Source organism: Methanocaldococcus jannaschii DSM 2661, from assembly GCF_000091665.1.
In the GTDB taxonomy this organism is placed as follows: domain Archaea; phylum AGJL01; class Methanococci; order Methanococcales; family Methanocaldococcaceae; genus Methanocaldococcus; species Methanocaldococcus jannaschii.
The window spans coordinates 389,621-407,950 of the sequence record NC_000909.1; the positions used below are offsets into that span (position 1 = coordinate 389,621).

Sequence of the window (18,330 nt, forward strand, 5' to 3'; positions counted from 1 at the left end):
TATCACTTATTTATTTTTAATCCTCCTCTTACTTTAACAGCCAATCCATAATTAAATTCTCTTAACTCAATACCATTTAAAATCGTTGTTCCATAAGCTAAGAGTTCATCATCTTCATTAACAACCAAAACTTCTTCGTAAGGTCTTAACTCCTCATCACAATCAATAACAAATTTGGCAAATACATTTCTCCCCTCTCTTGCAAATTCCTCCGCCTCTTTATTAACAACAACCCTATATTTTGGGAAAGGAATTTTTTTCCACAACAATTTGGCTCCTTTTTCAGAAGGTATTAAGAGGTTGTCATTACTCCTAACTGAGAATAAAATTTCTCCATTTTCATCCAAAACCTGCCTTAATCTACCAGTAGTTTTGCTTCTAACAACTTTTATTTTATTCATTAGTTCATCGTCAATTATATCAAAACCATACTGATACTGTAACATTTTCCTAATCCTTAAAGCATCGGCATTAATTTTTTTATTTGCAGAGAAGTAATTTATATAATAATTGTAGGTCATTATATCTAATATATTGTCTTCTCCGATTTTTTTCTTTAACCAATCAATAAATTCATCAACAAACCTCTTGTTTATTTCTTTTTCATAATCAAAAAGCTCAGGAATTTCATGTTGAGATAGTGGATAAACGGTATCTATGTAGTATGGAATAAACCCAAAGACTGGGTCTTTAATTAAGATATCGACATCTGTCTCAACTACATTTAAATGCTCATGATATGGCTTTTCTATAGAGCTTGATACAGTTGTAATATAAACTTTTTCATATCTAAGCCTCTTCAATCTCTTCTTATGTCTCAAAACCTCTGGTCTAAACATCGATTCAATTCCAGTATAGAAGAAGGCAGATTTTTTAGTTACTGGGTCGAATTTTTCAATATAGTCTATGTATTTCCTAACAACCCTATAAGCTTCCAAAAGCTTTGGATGACATCTAACTCTCTCCTCAACCAATTCCCATAAACTACCATCTCTTATTGCCTGCTTTATTCTATTTATCTCTTCAAAAGTTACATATAGGTTGTGTTCAGCTAACAATCTTTCTCTCTCTTTTTTATTTAAACTTGCCAATTCTTTTGGTGTATAGCTTGAACAAACAGGACATGAACATGGAAATGCCTTTAAATCTTTAATCTCTTCCAAGTGTAAAGTCCCTCTTTCAGTTAAATATCTGTCATCCTTAGCATATAATGCATAAGCAGCAGAATCAAACAAATCACAGCCCAAAGCAACAGCTAAAGCAAAGAACATTGGATGCCCACAACCAAATAAATGCACTGGCTTGTTTGTTGGTAGATACATCTTTGAGTTTATTATAATTTCAGCAACATCTCTGTATCTGTATTGCTCCATCAATGGAACAACAGCTCCTATTGGATAGATATCAAATCCTAACTTGGCCATCTCTTTGGCAGATTTTTGCCTCAAATCTAAATAAGTAGATCCTTGAACAGTTCCATTTAGTAATAATTTAAATCCTCTCTCTTCCTTTAATTCTATAGATGCTTTAGCTCTCTTTAAAGTTTCTTCTAATTCTTTCTCAGCTCTTTCTCTATCAACATCTGGTGGTGTTGGGATGTCTAATATTGTTCCAACATCCACTCCGATTCTTTCTTGGAATTCTATAATTTCCAATGGTTCAACTTCAACATCTCCATAAACTCCTAACTGAAAAGAACCACTATCTGTAACAATTACTTTATCAAAGCCAATTAATTTGTGAATCCCTTTTTCTTCAGCAATTTCTCTTAAATGTTTTGTTTTATAGGTTATGTATGAGTTGTGATGATAACATCTGCCAATTTATTTATTAAATCCATCGATACAATCTGTTTTTTTGGATTTGGGTGGATAACAGGCATTATTGTTGGTGTCTCAATCTTCTTTCCATTTATGTTTAAGATCCCTATTCTTCCCATTGCATCTCTGTGTTTTATCTCAAAAGTCATCATGTTATCCTCCTAACGAATTTTTAAATTTTAATTAAAAAAGTAATATGCTTTTACAAAGAAATAATTTTTTATTCATCTATTCTTTGAGTTCTTCTAACTGTGAAGGCAAACAATGCTGGTAAAATAGCCCCTCCTAAGATTGCCTCTGTTAAAGCAACGTCTGGAGCTAACAATGCATAGTATAAATAAGCCATACACAACCCAGCAAAACCAGATAATATAATGCACTTAATTAAATCTCTTTGTAAGAGGGAGGCTAAACTTGATAACAACGTCATTATTATAACTATGTAGTGTATAATTTCCATTTAACTCACCTTACATAATTTTGTTTATAACTAATAATTTTATCTCACAACCAATATAAAAAATTCTACACTTAAATGGAACTTTCGCATTATATATTAAATAAGGTATTTGGATGCCTAAAGGCATCAATATTCAATAAATAAATTTATCTCTGCGAAAGTCCATAATAAAAGAAGAGGGATTTTTATGGATTACTATGTTACACTATCCCCGGGGCTTGAAAAAATCTCCAAAAATGAGATTGAATCTTTTGGTGGAAAAATTAAAGAGATTAGAGAAAATAAAGGAAGAATATTTTTTAGTGGTGATTTAAAACTAATTCCTAAGATTAACTACCTCTCAAGAACTATAGAAAGGATGAATATCTTACTACATAGGGAAGAGATTCCAAACATAGCCTTAGATGATATTTATAAGAGAGTTTATAATATTGATTGGACTGAATGGATAAAAGAAAATCAATCTTTTGCTATTCGCCCATTAAGGGCTGGAGAACATAATTTTACATCAATAGACATTGGAAGAGTTGCTGGTGAAGCAGTAATAAAATCATATCAGAGAGATAAAAACATTAGGCTTAAAGTTAATTTAGATGAACCAGATGTAATTGTTAGGGTTGAAGTTATATTTGATGAGCTAATTGTTGGAATTGATACCACAGGGGATATTGCATTAGATAAGAGAGGATATAGAGTTTTTAATCACCCAGCACATTTAAATGCCACTATTGCCTCGTCATTAGTTTATTTAAGTGATTGGAAAGATGATGAGATGTTATTAGACCCAATGTGTGGAAGTGGGACTATTCCAATAGAGGGAGCTTTGATGAAGAGGAATATCCCACCAGGAAAGTTTAGAGAGAATAAATATGGTTTTAAGTTTATTGATATTTTTGGCTATGAGTTATTAGATAAAATAAAAAAAGAGATTGTTGAAAATAAAAACATCTACAAAATAATTGGTTTAGATAAAAATCAAAAATACTTGGATGGAGCTAAAGATAATGCCAAAAATGCTGAGGTTTTGGATACTATAGAATTTATCTGTGGTGATGCTACAAAATTGCATGAAAAATTTAATGAAAGTGATGTTATTATAGCAAATCCACCTTATGGCATAAGGATAGGTAGCAAAAGATCAGTTAAAAAGCTATACGATGAATTTTTATCCTCTGCAAAGGAAATTATGCACGGCTCTTCAAGGCTGATAGTTATAACTGCTGAAGATAAGATGTTTAAAGATGCTATAGCAAAAAATAACTTTGAGGTTAAGGAGGAGTTCAATGTCATGTTTGGTGGTTTGATGACAAGGGTGTTTTATTTAACTTTATAATAATCTCTTTATAGCATTCCAAACCAAATAACTTTGGGGTTTCAATGTTCCTTTTTGTGGATTTAAGAATAAAATATTTTTCTTAACTAAAAATTCTCTAATATTCTTAGGTATTTTTATATCTTCAATTTCATAACTATCTTTAAATATCTCTAATGCATCAGCTATTTTGTTATAAGACTCTTCGTCCTTCTCCTTAATGTCCTCTAAGAAGTATTTTAGTTTTTGCATTTCATCCCTAAGCATTTCATCTAAAGTTTCTTTTAAACCTTTAATTTTCAATTTTTTAATTACTTTTATTATCAAAATTGGCTTTCCCCCTACATAGCTATAGATAAGCTCTTTCTCATCATCAGATAGTTTTTTATTTAGAATTTCCTCAGCTAAGAAATCCATAAACTTTAAAGCTGTCTCTTTATCAAAATCATCCACTAAGATGTAATCTACTCTATCCTTTAACATTGCTTCACTATAAACTTGTTCAATAAATAAGCTATCCGAACTTAGGCAAAAAACATGACATAAATGCAATTCTTTAGTTAAATCAACAAAATAATTAAAAAGCTCATAAATTAAGAATCCATTAATCTTCATATCACCAATCTTTTGTAACTCATCAATAATAATTATTGGTTGCTTTCCTTCTTTTTTAATATCCATTAATACGTTAGTTATGTATTTAAAGACATTTTTAGTTGTCTTTTTCTTCAAGATTTCTTCTAATGTATTTTTTGGTGTTGGAATACCACATAAAGAAGGAACGTCCTTTATCAAACTCTTTATAATTTCTACTGGCTTTCTATCTTCTTCATACTCTTCAAATAATACTTCAATAAAATCTTTATATTTAGAGATAAAAATACCTCTAAGGTTTATATAAAATACAACATACTTATTCTTATCTATCCTATTGTTAATTATTTCGCTAATTAGTGCAGTTTTACCTGAATTTAATGGACCATAAACAAAATAAACTAAATCCGGATTTCCCTCTAAAATTGACAAAATTTCAGTTATTTCCTTTTCTCTATTAAAAAATCTCATAAAATCACCATTAATAAAACTATAAATATAATTCAAGGTAAAGTAAAACCTCTACTAAAATTTCAGCTTCAATCGATTTCTTATAAAAACTTCTCTTCAATAATTTTTAAAATTTTTGTATTATAAGTTAGTTCTGTCTCATTATTCAAAAACTTCAACTTTAATAAATATCACATTAATAAAACATCTTATAAATATTTTGAGGGAAAGGATGATTCAAGAAATAAAAAATTTTATCTACAAGTATTATATTGAACCAGCTGAGAAAGGAACTGGCTATAATATAGTTCAAGAAATAACTTATGGGATTATTTTAGCTTTAGCTTTGTATTTATTTTATAAAGCTTTGAGAAAGTTAAATATAAACATTGATGAGAAATTTGCAATCCCAGGGATTGTTTTTACTGTCTTAATTGCTCTAATGAGGGCTTTGGTTGATTGTGGCTACATAGAGAGAAGTTTTTTAACTATAACTCCAGGCATAGTGTTTTTGATTGGTGGATTTTTTATACTAACGATTTTAACTACTGGATTGGTATTTAAAGAGAAGTATTATAAAGCATCTGCAGTTATTGGGTTAATTCTATTGTTGTATTTTTTATTCGTGTTTTTACAGCATATAACTCATTTGGAAGCAATTTTATACGTTGGAATCTTAGTTGGAATATTTTATTATTTAGTTAAATTTTTAGATAAAACCTTAAAATTAAATATCATACAGTCAAAGATTGATGATTATGTTGTGATTGGGCAGTTGATTGATGCTTCTGCAACAACTATTGGAATAGGAGTTTATGGTTATTGGGAACAACATCCAATTCCAAGATTTTTGATGGAAACTTTTGGAGTTTATGCCTTTATTCCTTTTAAGCTCTTAATAATTTTATTAGCTTTATATATTTTAAATAAAGAAGTTGAGGATGAAAATATAAAGAATATTATAAAACTCTGCATAATGGCTCTTGGATTGGCTCCAGGACTTAGAGACTTGTTTAGGACAGTTATGGGTGTATAACGTATTATTCAAATTTCCTTAAAATACTGTGCTAATGTTTATATTAAAAAATACTGTCTGTGGTGTATATTGACACAACCACAACTTATATATAGAGAAGCAATAAAAGATTCAGTATTTGAAGTTAGTATTTTATTTTTATGGTGATTAAATTGGAATTTGAATTTTTGTTATTGTTACCTTTACTAATTATTGTTGGATTTATAGTGGGGATTTTAGGCAGTTTGTTTGGTATTGGTGGGGGATTTTTAGTAGCTCCAATTTTAACATTTATTTTTGATTATTTTGGCATTCCAGATGGAGTAAAATTTGCTGTAGGAACATCTTTGTTTGTAGTTTTTATAAATTCGATAATTTCAATCTTTAGGCATGCAAAAATTAAAAATATAAATTGGAAGGCATCAATAACAATTGGGATTATTAGCTTGGTTTTTTCTTATTTTAGTGGGTTTTTAGTTGTTAATTTTATTGATTCAGCTATATTGAAAAAGTTATTTGGAATTTTTTTAATAGCAAATGCAATTTATATGGCTAAATCTCATCATATTGATAAAATCTCAGATAGAGAAGATAAATTGGAACCTTTTATTCTCTGTGGAGTTATTACTGGGTTTCTATCTGGATTATTTGGCATTGGTGGAGGAATAGTTATAATTCCAATCTTAGCAATGGCAAAATATCCCGTAAAAAGAGCTGTCGCAATTTCAGTAGGTGTTATCCCATTAACTTCAATTGGTGGGCTCATATCATATTTAACAGCTAATACAGAGGGCTATATCTACAATATCGGGTATGTTTCAATTCCAATAGCTTTAATTATGGCTATTCCAATAATCTACTCATCAAAATTGGGGATAAAAATAAATCAAAAGATTTCTCCAAAGCATTTAAGGATTATGCTCAGTTCTATATTGGGAGTGATGGGATTATTTATGCTTCTTTAATAGGACTTTCGCAGTTTATATATTTTATTAAGGTAATTTGATGCCCAAAGGCATCTTCATTTAAATAAAACATTTATCCCTGCGAAAGTCCTATTTAACCTCTTTAACACTCTTTTCAATAAACTCTAAAACCTTATCAAACCCTTCCATTGTTTTTAAACTTAATAAAACAACTTCTGCATCTGGATTTATTCTTTTAGCATCATTCTCCATCTTTTTTATGTCAGCTCCAACGGCATCTGCTAAATCAATCTTATTGATAACTATTAAATCCGCTGTTTTCATAATGCCAGGGTGTTTTTCTATCGTATCATCCCCTTCAGTTGTTGAAATCACAACAATCCTTTTATGAGTCCCTAAATCAAAATCAGCTGGGCAGATTAAATTTCCAACGTTCTCTATAAACAGTAAATCAATTTCATCTAAGTTTAAATCCTCCAAGGCATGCCCTACTAAGTGAGCATCTAAATGGCATTCTTTACCCGTATTTAAAGGCACTACCTTAGCCCCATGCTTCTCCATTCTCTCAGCATCAAACTTTGCTATAACATCTCCAGCAATGCAGGCTATTTTATACTTATCTTTTAAATTATCAATCAACTTTTCAATTAGTAGGGTTTTTCCACTACCAATAGCTCCCATGAAGTCAAATGCAACAACACCATGTTTATTTAAGAGCTTTCTGTTTTTATCAGCCAATCTTTTATTTGCTTTTAATATATCTTTGGCAATGTCTAAAACTCCTACTAAGTGCATATTTCATCACCAATTTATTCTTCATCCTCTATTTCATCTTCATCTTCTTCAATCTCTATCTCTTCATAATTGGGATTCATCTTCTCATATAACTCATCAACATCACTCTTTTTCTTCCATAACTCAAATCTTGCCCTTTTAATCTTCTGTCTTTCCCTCTCTAAGAATTTATATGTCTTTGCATGGGATGCTCCTCTTAAGAGCATCTCAACAGCCTCTTTAGCTATCTGAACTGGCTCATGCTCTCCAACTATTGCTACAGTGTTTCCATAAACAGAGACGTTAGCTCCAGTTAAGCTCTCTATGTATCTTCTTGACTTTCCTTCTTTACCAATAACTCTTCCTTTCAATCTCCTTATGCTGTTATCAGAACTTGCATAGTCCTCAATATCTATAACTTCCAAAACATACTCATCACTAACCAATTTTAGAGCAATTTCTGGATTAAATCCCCTACCAATAGCTCTAACTATATCCCTTGCCTTCCAAACAGCTAAGGGGTCTTTCTGCTTATCTGTTCCATAGATGGTTACTGTTCCATCGGCATCAATCTCCAACTTAACTCCAAGCTCTTTTTCAATGGTTTTTTTAACATTTCCCTTTTTTCCTATTAAAACTCCTACTCTATCCTTTGGAATCTTTAAAATCTCAATGCTCTTATCTTGTCCAATATTTCCAAAAACCATAATTATCACCATATAAAAACCATATAAAATAAAAATTAGAAATAAGAATTCTAATTTACAATTGCTTAATCATCGCTTCATCAATTGGGTCTATCTCTTTTCCAGTTATATATTTGTATAAATCTTTGTAATTGCAATCAACCCTTTTCCTTCTAAAGAAATTGCATATATTTATGCAATCTCTAATAAGTAAGGGATGAGCTAAAGGATGTTGGGTTATAACGCTCTGAGAAAAATCAATAAATACTGGCTCATCATCTTTAACCAATATGTTGTATTCACTCAAATCTCCATGAACTAACTCTCCTTCTTCATAAAGCTTTTTCATACTCTCTTTTATAATTTTAAAATATTTCTCCCAATCTAAATCTTGCATATCTTTAAGTTTTGGAGCTGGAATTCCTCTATAACCAACAAAATCCATAACTAAGACATTTTCTCTTCTTAATCTTGCCTTTGGGGCATTTATAATTTCAGAAGCCCTTCTTAGATTTCTAAATTCCTTCTCAACCCATGCATGAATAATTTGCCTTCTACTACTCTTCCTTAAATGAAATCTTGGGTCTCCTTGGATATATTTACTCATAGTTTTAAAATCACAAGTGGCTACCCTATAAACCTTAACTGCTCTGTAAAACTTTCCCTTTCGTGCTTTAAATACTACTGCCTCTTTTCCAGAATTAACTATCCCTATATATTCAGTTAAATGCTTTCCAGCTAATAGACTAAATAAAGTCATTAAGGTTCTTTTATCAAAAACTTCGTTAGCGGTCTTTAAATCTTCTAAAAACTTCCTCTCTTTCTCTAAAATTTCTTTTTGATATTCTCTATCCAATTGAAACTCTTCTTTTTCACTAAGCAATTTATTTAACTCATAGAGTTCATCATCAATATTTTTAGCTATAGGCATCACCTTATAACAACTCACCTAAATAACCTTTTCTTTCCATAGGGGGCTTCGCCCCCTATTGGCACAGAACTTTCACAGGAAAGTATCCTTATTGATATGGACGCCTAAAAGGCGTCAAAGTTCCAAACTGAATATTATAAAGCTGTGAAAGTTCTGTGGATATACCCCCAAATTTAATTTACACCTCCGAGCGTAGCAAGGAGGTGTTAGCTTTGATGAAACCGAAGCGTAGCTTCGGGCTATGAAAACTCTTTAAGAGTTTTCATGTAACTTTCTTAAAGTTTCATAGTAACTCATCTAAATAACCTTTTCTTTTAAGCCATTCAACTTGTGTTTTTGTGTATCTCCAAATGATATCACACTTCTGGTCTCCTTGAACTTCCCATGGTTTTACAATAACTACATCTCCTTCTCTAACCCAAATTCTATTCTTTAATCTGCCAGGGATTCTTCCCAATCTTGTTTTTCCGTCTAAGCATCTAACTCTAACCCTACTTGCTCCCAACATCTGCTCTATAATCCCCAAAATCTCATTCTCTTCTTTTCTTGGAATTCTTACTCTAATTTGCTGTTCTTGTTGCTGTTCAGCCATTTTATCACCTTTTTTTTATTTTTAATATTTTTATTTTGTGTTTGTTGATATTAATAGTTTTGTTATCCTATCAAAATTTCAAAATTGAGTGTTTTAATAGGTCTTACGCAGTAATAAATCTTTTCTATTGAATATTGGTGCCTTTGGTATCTAAATTCCAAATGTCCAATATAAAGTGCTTAAGTCCTATTTAATAAACCTTAGATTTTTGTGTCTATGGGTTTGTAATATCTACTTTATATACTCTCACTATATATATGTGTTGATTGACAATAAAATTTAGTGTTATTTAAATTTCTTCAATATTAAAGGTGGATAGGATGATAAGTAGAGAGGAGGCAATTAATTTCCTTAACTCAACGTCTTCTAAGGATATATTAGATAAATTAGCTCAAATCAATAATACATTTAAGAGAGAATATATAACTTACTCAAAAAACGTCTTTATACCTTTATCAAAGTGGTGCAGAAATAAGTGCGGATACTGCATCTTTAGAGAAGATAAGCCAAGTTTAATGAAGCCGAATGAAGTTAAAGAGATTTTATTAAAGGGAGATAGATTAGGATGTAGAGAGGCGTTATTTACATTTGGGGAACACGTAGATGAAAATAAAGAGATTAAAGAACAATTAAAATCAATGGGTTATGATAATATATTAGAATATCTCTACGATTTAGAGGAATGGACATTGAATAACACTTCTCTCCTTCCACATACAAATTGTGGAATCTTAAATTATGATGAGTTAAAGATGCTTAAAGATGTCAATGCATCTATGGGTTTGATGTTGGAAAATGCTTCAGAGAGGTTAATGAATACAATTGCCCACAAACACAGCCCTGGAAAGCATCCAAAGTTAAGGATAGAGATGATTGAAAATGCTGGAAAGTTAAAGATTCCATTCACAACTGGTTTATTAATTGGTATTGGAGAGACAAATGAGGAAATTGTTGATTCACTATTTAAAATAAAAGAAATTCATGAAAAGTATGGGCATATACAGGAAGTTATAATCCAAAACTTTAGAGCTAAGAAAGGCATTCCAATGGAGAATTTTAAAGAGCCATCACCAATAAAGATGTTAAAGGTTATTATTTTAGCAAAGTTGATTTTAGATGATATTTCAATCCAAATTCCTCCAAATTTAAATAGAGAGACGGGGCAGTTGTTTTTATTGGCAGGGGTTGATGATTGGGGAGGAGTTTCTCCACTAACAAGGGACTACGTTAATCCAGAGGCAGAGTGGCCAGAAATAAAGGAGTTGAGGGAATGGACTGAGGAGTTAGGGTTAAAGTTAAAGATGAGATTGCCAGTTTATGATAAATACATAAGTGAAGAGTGGTTAAGTGAAAAAGTTTATAATAAGATTATTGAGATGGGATGGTTAAAGGAATAGCGTCCTCTATTATTGATATCTGCTTTTTTAAGATATTCTCATATCTATTTTTTAATATTTGTAGGGCCTTATAGGCAGATTTTCCATCTAAATATACAACTTCCTCTTTTCCCCTTTCCATATACTTAACATAAGCTATGTTCTCATCAAAACTTATTGTTAAAGATATGAACTTATTTGAACTTAAAATATCCTTTAACATTTCTTCATAAACGTTATTTCCACAGAATAGATTTAATTTGGCTATTTCTTTTATATCTTTATCTTCAATAAGCTGTTTTATTTTTTCATATTCACAGATGATTATTTCTAAGTTATCTACCAATTCCTTAAAGCTCTCAGCCCTTTCAATTAAACAAACAAATCTGATTTCAATTTTTCCTTTTCCTTTCCATCTCCATTCTCTATTTTTCCATTCATTGATTTTTTGTTTAATTTCTTTAATATTGAGATTCATAAATATTCACCAATTTTTAATCTATAACAAAATATTTATTTGATGATTAACTAATTTATCCTCAAATGCGGGAAAATATAAATCTGATGCTACACAAACATAACTGCTATAAAAAATATTTGGTGACATCATGATTAAAATATTGGTAGATAACACTGCCTATAAAAAATTTTTTGCTCAACATGGATTTTCAGCTTTGATAGAAATAAATAATAAGAGAATTTTATTTGATGCTGGACAAAACTCAATAACTTTGAGAGAGAATTTGAGATTATTTAATGAAAAAGAAGGATTTGATTATATTGTCTTATCTCATGGACATTACGACCACTGCGATGGTTTAAAATATGTTATAGAGAACGATTTAATCAATGGGAAAGTTATAGCTCACAAAGATGCATTCTTAGACAAATACGCTGGCAATAGATACATAGGGATTGACGAAGAAATAAAAGAATATTTGTTAAAAAAAGCTGATTTAGAGATTATTGAAGAGCCGTATAAAATAGATAAAGATATTATTGTCTCTGGATATGTTCCAAGAGAATATGAATATGAGATGGAAGAGTTTCAGTGTATTAAAGATGGAAAGAGAGTAAAAGATGAGGTAAATGATGACATGTTCTTAATAGCTAAAGGAATTTTAATTACTGGCTGTTCTCATAGTGGAATTATAAATGTAGTTGAATATGGGAAAAAATTAAGTGAAATTAAAGGAGTTTTGGGAGGTTTTCATTTAGTAGGGGTTTCAGATAACTATTTAAATAGGATTGTTGATTATTTCAAATCTCAAGATTTTTGGATTATGCCTATGCACTGCACTGGATTCAAAGCTTTAACAAAATTATCTCAATTAAATAACTTTGTTTATGGGCATGTGGGGAAGATAATTGGGATTTAGGGGCTGATTATGAGAGAGGTAGAAAAGCCATTGATTTTGAGTATTGTTGGAAATATATTGTTGGGATTGATAAAAATAATAATTGGATATGTTTATTCAAGTATATCTTTAATTTCTGATGGAATACACTCTTTATCGGATGTTATAACAAGTATTATTGGGATTATTGGAGTAAAAATTGCATCAAAACCACCGGATGAATCTCATCCCTATGGGCACTCAAGATTTGAATGCCTTTTTTCTTTTTTTATTGGTTTAGCTTTATTTTTCACAGCCTACGAGATTGGAAAGTTTGCAGTAGAGAGGATTATTTATGGGGAAGTAATTGAGGTAAATGCCATAATGGTTGGAGTTGCTATCTTATCAATAGTTGTTAAAGAGTTAATGACGAGATATTCCTTATTTGTCGGAAAAAAATTAAATAGCCAAGTTTTAATTGCAGATGCCTATCATCATAGAAGTGACGCTCTAAGCAGTGTTGTAGTTTTAGTTGGGTTGTTGTTACAAAAGTTTGGTATCTACTATGGGGATGCTATAGCTGGGATAATTGTGGCTTTGATGATTGCAAAGGTAGCCTTTGATATATGTCTGACCAATATAGATTACTTAACTGGAAGGGCTCCACCTAAAAAATTCTTTGAACTCATTGAAAAGGAAGCTTTGAATGTAGATAAGGTTATTGGAGTGCATGATATAAAAGCTCACTATGTTGGACCAAGAATCCATGTTGAATTACATGTTGAAGTTCCATCAAATATTTCAGCAAAAGAGATGCACGATATTGAAGTTGCAGTTAAAAATAGATTAGAAAGTTTGGAAAATGTCGAGAGGGCCTATGTTCATGTGGATATAGTAGATTAGTTAGTTTTTTAATAAGTTTTTAGATATTTTAAAAATATTAAATTGAAATATTTAAAATAATAAATTAATTTTTCTAAAATAAAATTATGGTGGGCTCGGGGAGATACAAACGAAACTTTTAGAAAAAGTTTCATCAAAAGGGAATTAGAACTTAGAAAAGGCTTAAAATTATGGTGGGCTCGGGGAGATTCGAACTCCCGACCACCGCCGTGTCAGGGCGGCATCATAGCCATCTAGACCACGAGCCCTCAACCACAAGCGAAATTAAAGTATGTGTAACTTATATATAAACTTTTCGGTATAATCGATACTATACCAAATTTAAATATGTACAAAAATTTAAAAAATACTTAAATATGCAAATATTTATTATAATACTATAAGATATAAATATAATTGGAGTTAAAAATAATTAAGAAATCCAAAATCTTAAAGGGAAAGTATGTTTAAAGTTTCAAGATAAATTGGGGAGTTACAATGGTGGGGGAGATTCCAGTTCTGCTTATAATGAAAAAACCAATAGTAGTTAGTGGGGATGTATCAGTATATGATGTTGCAAAATTGATGGTTGAACAAGACGTTCCCTGTGTTCTTGTAGTATGTGAAAGACCAAATCATGAGAGTATTGAGGTAGCTACAGATAAAGACATAATAAAAAAGGTATTGATTAGAAAATTACCTCCAGATAAGGTTAAGGTGGAAGATATCTCTTCAGGTAAGTTAGTTACTATTCCACCAAATACAACCATTGATGAAGCTTTAGAAATCATGAACAAATATAAAACCAATGAATTATTTATTGTAGATGATGGAAAAATCGTAGGAGTAATAACAGAGGAAGATTTGATAAAAATTGCTCCAGAAATTATTTCTACTTTAAAAGAACTTGTAAATTATCTATTGCAGATTATTGATGAGGTTACTAGTGGAGATATTAGTGATAAATCTAAAGAAATACAAAACATTAACCAAGGTAAGGATAATAAAAAAGATAGCGAATCTGACATTAGAAAAAAGAAAATAATGTTAATAAAATAGTTTGGGTGATGATTTGGTTAAGGTGAAGATTTGTGGAATTACTAATGAAGAGGATATAGCATATATCTCAAAAAAAGTCCATGCAGTTGGAGTTATAGTAGATGTTCCAGTAAAGACACCAAGAAAGATATCATTAGATAAAGCCATTGAGTTAAAAAAATATGTTGCTCCATTCACATCCTTAGTTACTGTATTGATGCCAAATAGCATAGAGGAAGTTTTAGAGATTTACAATGCCTTAAAACCTAATGCCATACAACTACATGGATTTGAGAGCTTAGATTTTGTTAAAGAGTTAAATAAACTTAAAAATACAGGGGAATTGAACGCTCATATAATTAAAGTTATCCACATTCCTAAAGATGAAGAAATTGATTTTAAAACTCTGCTAAACACTGCTAAAGAGTATGAAAAATATGTAGAGGCAATTTTGGTAGATACAAAGATAGAGAGCATAAAACTTGAAGGAAAAACACACAATTGGGCAGTATCTAAGAAGTTGAGAGAGTCTTTAGAAAAACCACTAATCTTAGCTGGTGGTTTAAATAAAGATAATGTCTTAGAGGCCATAAAAACAGTTAAACCTTACGCTATAGATGTATCTTCTTCATTGGAAGCTTACGGTGGAAAGAAAGATTTAAAAAAGGTAGATGAGTTTTTAGAGGTTATTAAAAAAGTTTAAAGATTTGCTAAAATCTCCTTTATTCTATTTACAATTGGCATTGGGTTATGGAAGGCTCTTGCAGTATAAACCCCTATATTGCTGTTTTTTAATGTCTCAACGTAATCTTTATTTATCTGCCTTCCAAAGACAATTGCATAGGTAGGTTTGTTGTATTTAGCTTTGTAAGTTACAGTATAACTAACTCCTCCGTCGTTATGGACAAAACTTATAATTTTATTAATACCTTCAATGCCTCTAAGCCCTCCGTCTATATCAACAGCTCCAACACCTTTTAAATAGTATTTGTCATCATCTGCAACCTCTAAAAGCTTTAAAGCTGCTGGATTTGCAGCTATAATGACATTAAATCCTTTTTTCTTTAGCTGATTTGTTAGATATAAAACAGAAGGGATTAAAGCTGGAGGTTCTGGACATCCAACTATAACTAAGACACTCATCATTTCACCAGAACTTTAATCTTGATAATAAACCTTTTTTGCCTTTATCTTTCTCTTTTTTCTCCTCTTTCTTATCTTTATTTATTTCATCAAGATTTATTTTTAAAACAAACGTTCCATAGCATGGTTTTGTGTAAGGGAATATCACATAATTATCTTCGTAGGCAACTGGAATTGGAGGGATTCCAATTAAAAAAATTCCTTCAAATATCTCATATCCAGCTTCCATCTCTTTGATATTTTTGAAATTTTTCCTTATATATTCTGCACACTCCTTAAAGCCTCCTTTATACAAAATTTCATAGTTTAGCTTATCAATACATCCCATAGTCTCTACCTAAAGAGCTTTAAAATCTCATCCCTATTTGGCTTTACAATGCCCTTTTCAGTTATAATTGCAGTTATCAAATCTGGAGGAGTTTTATCAAAGGCATAATTATAACAACCAACTCCTTCTGGGACTATTCTAACCCCATCTATATATGCCACTTCCTTCTCATCTCTCTCCTCTATAATAACATCCTCCTCACTACTTCTTAAATCAAACGTTGATAATGGTGCAGCAACATAGAATGGAATTCTATGATATTTAGCTAAAACTGCCAAGCTGTAAGTTCCAATTTTGTTATAGACAGTTCCATCTGCTAAAATTCTATCAGCTCCAACTATAATCTTATCAATCTCTCCCTTCTGCATTAAAAACCCTGCTGTATTGTCAGTTATAACCTTAACTGGAATTCCTTCATAATTTAACTCAAAGGCAGTTAATTTAGCCCCTTGCAATCTTGGTCTTGTCTCATCTGCTATAACTCTAATCTTTTTGCCGTTGTAGAAGGCAAATCTAATAACGCTTAAAGCAGTTCCATAAGCAGATGTTGCTAAAGCTCCAGCATTGCAGTGAGTTAAGATTGTATCTCCATCCTCAATAAGTTTTTCTCCAATCATTCCAATTTTTTTACATGTCTCTATATCCTCTTCATGTATTTTTTTAGCCTCATCTAAGATTGATTTTCCTTCTTTGTAAGCAGTTAAACATCTATCCAATGCCCAAAATAAATTAACAGCTGTTGGCCTTGTATTTTTTAATACTTCATAAGCTTTATAGATATCATCTCCATTAATTTCAGCTAAAGCTAAGCCGTAAGCGGCAGAGACTCCAATAGCTGGAGCTCCTCTAACAACCATGTCTTTTATTGCATAGGCAACATCCTCATAAGTTTTGCAGATAAAATACTCCAATTTGTTTGGAAGCTTCCTTTGGTCTATCAAAATTAGCTCTTTCTTATCATCATCCCATATTATCGGTCTTAAATCTTTTGTCATTATTTTCCCTCTAATAGTTTTTTAAGATAGTATTTGGTATAAATTGCTCCAGCTGTGTTGTGAGATAAAACTCTATCCTTAACAATAAACGTAGTTGTTGGAGCTTTTGAATACTTTTGGAATAAGATATCATGCCCAATACATAATCCAACAATAATATTTAAATCGGTTCCAATCTCATTTAAAATTTCCGCTTGTCCTATTGGATTGCACATAGCCTCTTTTTCTCCTTTGTTGATTTTTTTAAATTTAAAAACATCTTTATCAATCCCACAAACCTTACAGCAAACTGAATATACTTCAAAATGCTTAGATAAAATTTTAGCTAATATTTTTGCCTCATTTTCTAAGCCAATACAGAATGCTATACCAATTTTTTTATATTCCATAAGTTTGCAGAACTCTATTATCTCTTCCAACCTTGTTTTTTTCATATAATAGGTTGCTTCAATGTAGGCTGAGACCTCAGCTATCTTTAAATTTTCTTCTTTTTTATATTCTTCTATTATTTTTTGTGTTATATCCTTTTTGCAGTCCTTTCCAGTATAGCAAAGTTTTTTATTGCATTGGGAGCATTTCATAATTAACCACCATAGAGGGAAAGTATGAAGATTGATACATTTATATTTTTGATGTTTATTAGCATTGGGATTTTGCTTTTGCTATTGAATATAATAAATCCAATGGAGGTATTTCATATTGTTGAATGGAAAACAATATTTTCCTTGTTTTATTTAATGGTTATCATAAACATTATGAGAGATACAAAGTTTTTAGACTATATTTCTTTAAAAATCTTAAAGAAATCTAAGAGGATTTTTATTGCTTTGATATTCTTAACTCTGTTTTTATCTTCTTTAATAACAAATGATGTCTCTTTATTTGTCATCATCCCTTTAACTCTAATAATTCACAGATACACAAATATGCCTTTTAAGGATTTAGAAAAGCTCATTATCTTTGAGGGTGTCTCTGCAAATATTGGAAGTGGCTTAACCCCTATAGGAAATCCTCAAAATCTATTTTTATTTCATTTCTATAATATTGGAACTTTAGAGTTTATAATTAATATGATTCCCTTTGAAATTTTTGGAATTTTGGCTATTTTACCATTCTTAGAATTTAAAAAGTATGATACTAAGATAAATATTGACATTAAGTTTAAAAAAGAGTGGATTTTTTATATATTATCTTTTATTTTGGTTTTGTTATGTGTTTTTGGATATTTGAATTTTATATATATTCTTCCTTTAATACTGGCAATTTTAATGTATAAGAGGGTTAAAGTGGATTATCTGTTTTTACTAACTTTCATCTTCCTATTTGTTGATATTGAGGGACTAAAGAGGATTGGAATTATTAATATATTTTCAATAAAATGTGGTAATGTTATGTTAATGATTTATGCCTCCTTACTATCTCAAATAATCTCAAACGTGCCCGCTACAGTGTTGCTATCTCATTTATACAAAAACTGGCTACCAATAGCTTATGGTGTAAATATCGGAGGTAACGGAACTTTAATTGCTTCTTTTGCCAATTTAATAACTTTAAGATTATCCAACGGAAATGTGAGAGTGGGAAGGTTTTTATTAATTGGAGGAATAATTTATATAATGCACTTGATTGTATTGGTAGCTTATGCTAAAATATTTTGGGTTTAGAGGGAGA

20 protein-coding genes, 1 tRNA gene and 1 pseudogene are annotated in these 18,330 nt (G+C 30.7%); 9 read left to right on the top strand and 13 right to left on the bottom strand.

The window, feature by feature from the left end; all coding sequences use genetic code 11:
- Window positions 1–2: 2 nt before the first annotated feature.
- Both tgtA and MJ_RS02305 read right to left on the bottom strand, forming a co-directional pair.
- Window positions 3–1,972, bottom strand: a pseudogene (gene tgtA, locus MJ_RS02300) (tRNA guanosine(15) transglycosylase TgtA).
- A 68-nt stretch (window positions 1,973–2,040) separates the two neighbouring features.
- Window positions 2,041–2,280 (bottom strand): DUF4040 domain-containing protein, encoded by a 240-nt coding sequence (locus MJ_RS02305; RefSeq protein ID WP_010869936.1) that lies wholly within the window; start codon window positions 2,278–2,280, stop codon window positions 2,041–2,043.
- A gap of 187 nt (window positions 2,281–2,467) precedes the next feature.
- On the opposite strand from MJ_RS02305, the gene trm14 reads away from it, so the two are divergent.
- Window positions 2,468–3,613 carry a tRNA (guanine(6)-N2)-methyltransferase gene (gene trm14, locus MJ_RS02310; protein WP_010869937.1) on the top strand — a complete coding sequence of 382 codons (1,146 nt, stop codon included), beginning with the start codon at window positions 2,468–2,470 and terminating at the stop codon, window positions 3,611–3,613.
- On the opposite strand, the gene MJ_RS02315 is transcribed toward trm14, so the two are convergent.
- Window positions 3,608–4,657 carry an ATP-binding protein gene (locus tag MJ_RS02315; RefSeq protein ID WP_064496495.1) on the bottom strand — a complete coding sequence of 350 codons (1,050 nt, stop codon included), beginning with the start codon at window positions 4,655–4,657 and terminating at the stop codon, window positions 3,608–3,610. The two genes, trm14 and MJ_RS02315, sit on opposite strands and share 6 nt — an antisense overlap.
- 211 nt (window positions 4,658–4,868) lie before the next feature.
- Between MJ_RS02315 and MJ_RS02320 the strand changes: the two genes are divergently transcribed.
- Window positions 4,869–5,672: a DUF63 family protein gene (locus MJ_RS02320; RefSeq protein WP_064496496.1), complete on the top strand. Its 804-nt coding sequence runs from the start codon at window positions 4,869–4,871 to the stop codon at window positions 5,670–5,672.
- A 143-nt stretch (window positions 5,673–5,815) separates the two neighbouring features.
- Entirely contained in the window at window positions 5,816–6,616 is an 801-nt protein-coding gene (locus tag MJ_RS02325) for a sulfite exporter TauE/SafE family protein (RefSeq protein WP_244409530.1), read from the top strand.
- Between the two features lie 90 nt (window positions 6,617–6,706).
- Here MJ_RS02325 and hypB read toward each other — a convergent pair whose 3' ends face one another.
- The 4 genes from hypB to eif1A form a co-directional block, all read right to left on the bottom strand.
- Window positions 6,707–7,372 carry a hydrogenase nickel incorporation protein HypB gene (gene hypB / locus MJ_RS02330; protein WP_010869941.1) on the bottom strand — a complete coding sequence of 222 codons (666 nt, stop codon included), beginning with the start codon at window positions 7,370–7,372 and terminating at the stop codon, window positions 6,707–6,709.
- Between the two features lie 14 nt (window positions 7,373–7,386).
- On the bottom strand, window positions 7,387–8,058 hold the full coding sequence (locus MJ_RS02335; RefSeq protein WP_064496497.1) for a KH domain-containing protein: 672 nt from the start codon (window positions 8,056–8,058) through the stop codon (window positions 7,387–7,389).
- 55 nt (window positions 8,059–8,113) lie between these two features.
- Complete coding sequence (locus MJ_RS02340) at window positions 8,114–8,968, bottom strand: serine protein kinase RIO (protein ID WP_162484747.1); 855 nt, start codon at window positions 8,966–8,968, stop codon at window positions 8,114–8,116.
- Window positions 8,969–9,251: 283 nt separating this feature from the next.
- Window positions 9,252–9,560, bottom strand: coding sequence for a translation initiation factor eIF-1A (gene eif1A / locus MJ_RS02345; RefSeq protein ID WP_010869944.1), 309 nt, complete (start codon window positions 9,558–9,560; stop codon window positions 9,252–9,254).
- 320 nt (window positions 9,561–9,880) lie between these two features.
- Here eif1A and cofG point away from each other — a divergent pair, with 320 nt between their 5' ends.
- On the top strand, window positions 9,881–10,957 hold the full coding sequence (gene cofG, locus MJ_RS02350; protein WP_064496498.1) for a 7,8-didemethyl-8-hydroxy-5-deazariboflavin synthase subunit CofG: 1,077 nt from the start codon (window positions 9,881–9,883) through the stop codon (window positions 10,955–10,957).
- On the opposite strand, the gene MJ_RS02355 is transcribed toward cofG, so the two are convergent.
- Complete coding sequence (locus MJ_RS02355; protein ID WP_010869946.1) at window positions 10,929–11,414, bottom strand: hypothetical protein; 486 nt, start codon at window positions 11,412–11,414, stop codon at window positions 10,929–10,931. The two genes, cofG and MJ_RS02355, sit on opposite strands and share 29 nt — an antisense overlap.
- A gap of 130 nt (window positions 11,415–11,544) precedes the next feature.
- Between MJ_RS02355 and MJ_RS02360 the strand changes: the two genes are divergently transcribed.
- Both MJ_RS02360 and MJ_RS02365 read left to right on the top strand, forming a co-directional pair.
- Window positions 11,545–12,315 carry an MBL fold metallo-hydrolase gene (locus MJ_RS02360; RefSeq protein WP_010869947.1) on the top strand — a complete coding sequence of 257 codons (771 nt, stop codon included), beginning with the start codon at window positions 11,545–11,547 and terminating at the stop codon, window positions 12,313–12,315.
- A gap of 9 nt (window positions 12,316–12,324) precedes the next feature.
- A complete protein-coding gene (locus MJ_RS02365) occupies window positions 12,325–13,176 on the top strand; it encodes a cation diffusion facilitator family transporter (RefSeq protein WP_010869948.1) in 852 nt (283 codons plus the stop codon).
- Window positions 13,177–13,347: 171 nt separating this feature from the next.
- On the opposite strand, the gene MJ_RS02370 is transcribed toward MJ_RS02365, so the two are convergent.
- Window positions 13,348–13,424 (bottom strand) — tRNA-Val (locus tag MJ_RS02370).
- Window positions 13,425–13,653: 229 nt separating this feature from the next.
- Here MJ_RS02370 and MJ_RS02375 point away from each other — a divergent pair.
- Together MJ_RS02375 and MJ_RS02380 are read left to right on the top strand one after the other, a co-directional pair.
- Window positions 13,654–14,214 carry a CBS domain-containing protein gene (locus MJ_RS02375; RefSeq protein ID WP_010869949.1) on the top strand — a complete coding sequence of 187 codons (561 nt, stop codon included), beginning with the start codon at window positions 13,654–13,656 and terminating at the stop codon, window positions 14,212–14,214.
- Between the two features lie 13 nt (window positions 14,215–14,227).
- The gene (locus MJ_RS02380) at window positions 14,228–14,896 is read left to right on the top strand and encodes a phosphoribosylanthranilate isomerase (RefSeq protein ID WP_064496500.1); all 669 of its coding nucleotides are present in this window, start codon (window positions 14,228–14,230) and stop codon (window positions 14,894–14,896) included.
- On the opposite strand, the gene MJ_RS02385 is transcribed toward MJ_RS02380, so the two are convergent.
- Genes MJ_RS02385 through MJ_RS02400 form a run of 4 tightly spaced genes read right to left on the bottom strand, consistent with a single transcriptional unit; the run spans window position 14,893 to window position 17,240 of the window.
- Window positions 14,893–15,339, bottom strand: coding sequence for a DUF1890 domain-containing protein (locus MJ_RS02385; RefSeq protein ID WP_010869951.1), 447 nt, complete (start codon window positions 15,337–15,339; stop codon window positions 14,893–14,895). The genes MJ_RS02380 and MJ_RS02385 overlap by 4 nt on opposite strands.
- A 1-nt stretch (window position 15,340) precedes the next feature.
- Window positions 15,341–15,664 carry a DUF1894 domain-containing protein gene (locus MJ_RS02390; protein ID WP_010869952.1) on the bottom strand — a complete coding sequence of 108 codons (324 nt, stop codon included), beginning with the start codon at window positions 15,662–15,664 and terminating at the stop codon, window positions 15,341–15,343.
- Window positions 15,665–15,669: 5 nt separating this feature from the next.
- The gene (mtnA, locus tag MJ_RS02395; protein WP_010869953.1) at window positions 15,670–16,659 is read right to left on the bottom strand and encodes an S-methyl-5-thioribose-1-phosphate isomerase; all 990 of its coding nucleotides are present in this window, start codon (window positions 16,657–16,659) and stop codon (window positions 15,670–15,672) included.
- On the bottom strand, window positions 16,659–17,240 hold the full coding sequence (locus MJ_RS02400; protein WP_010869954.1) for a DUF1847 domain-containing protein: 582 nt from the start codon (window positions 17,238–17,240) through the stop codon (window positions 16,659–16,661). The genes mtnA and MJ_RS02400 overlap by 1 nt, the downstream gene beginning before the upstream one ends.
- Before the next feature lie 24 nt (window positions 17,241–17,264).
- Between MJ_RS02400 and MJ_RS02405 the strand changes: the two genes are divergently transcribed.
- Window positions 17,265–18,323, top strand: coding sequence for an SLC13 family permease (locus tag MJ_RS02405; RefSeq protein ID WP_010869955.1), 1,059 nt, complete (start codon window positions 17,265–17,267; stop codon window positions 18,321–18,323).
- Window positions 18,324–18,330 lie beyond the last annotated feature (7 nt).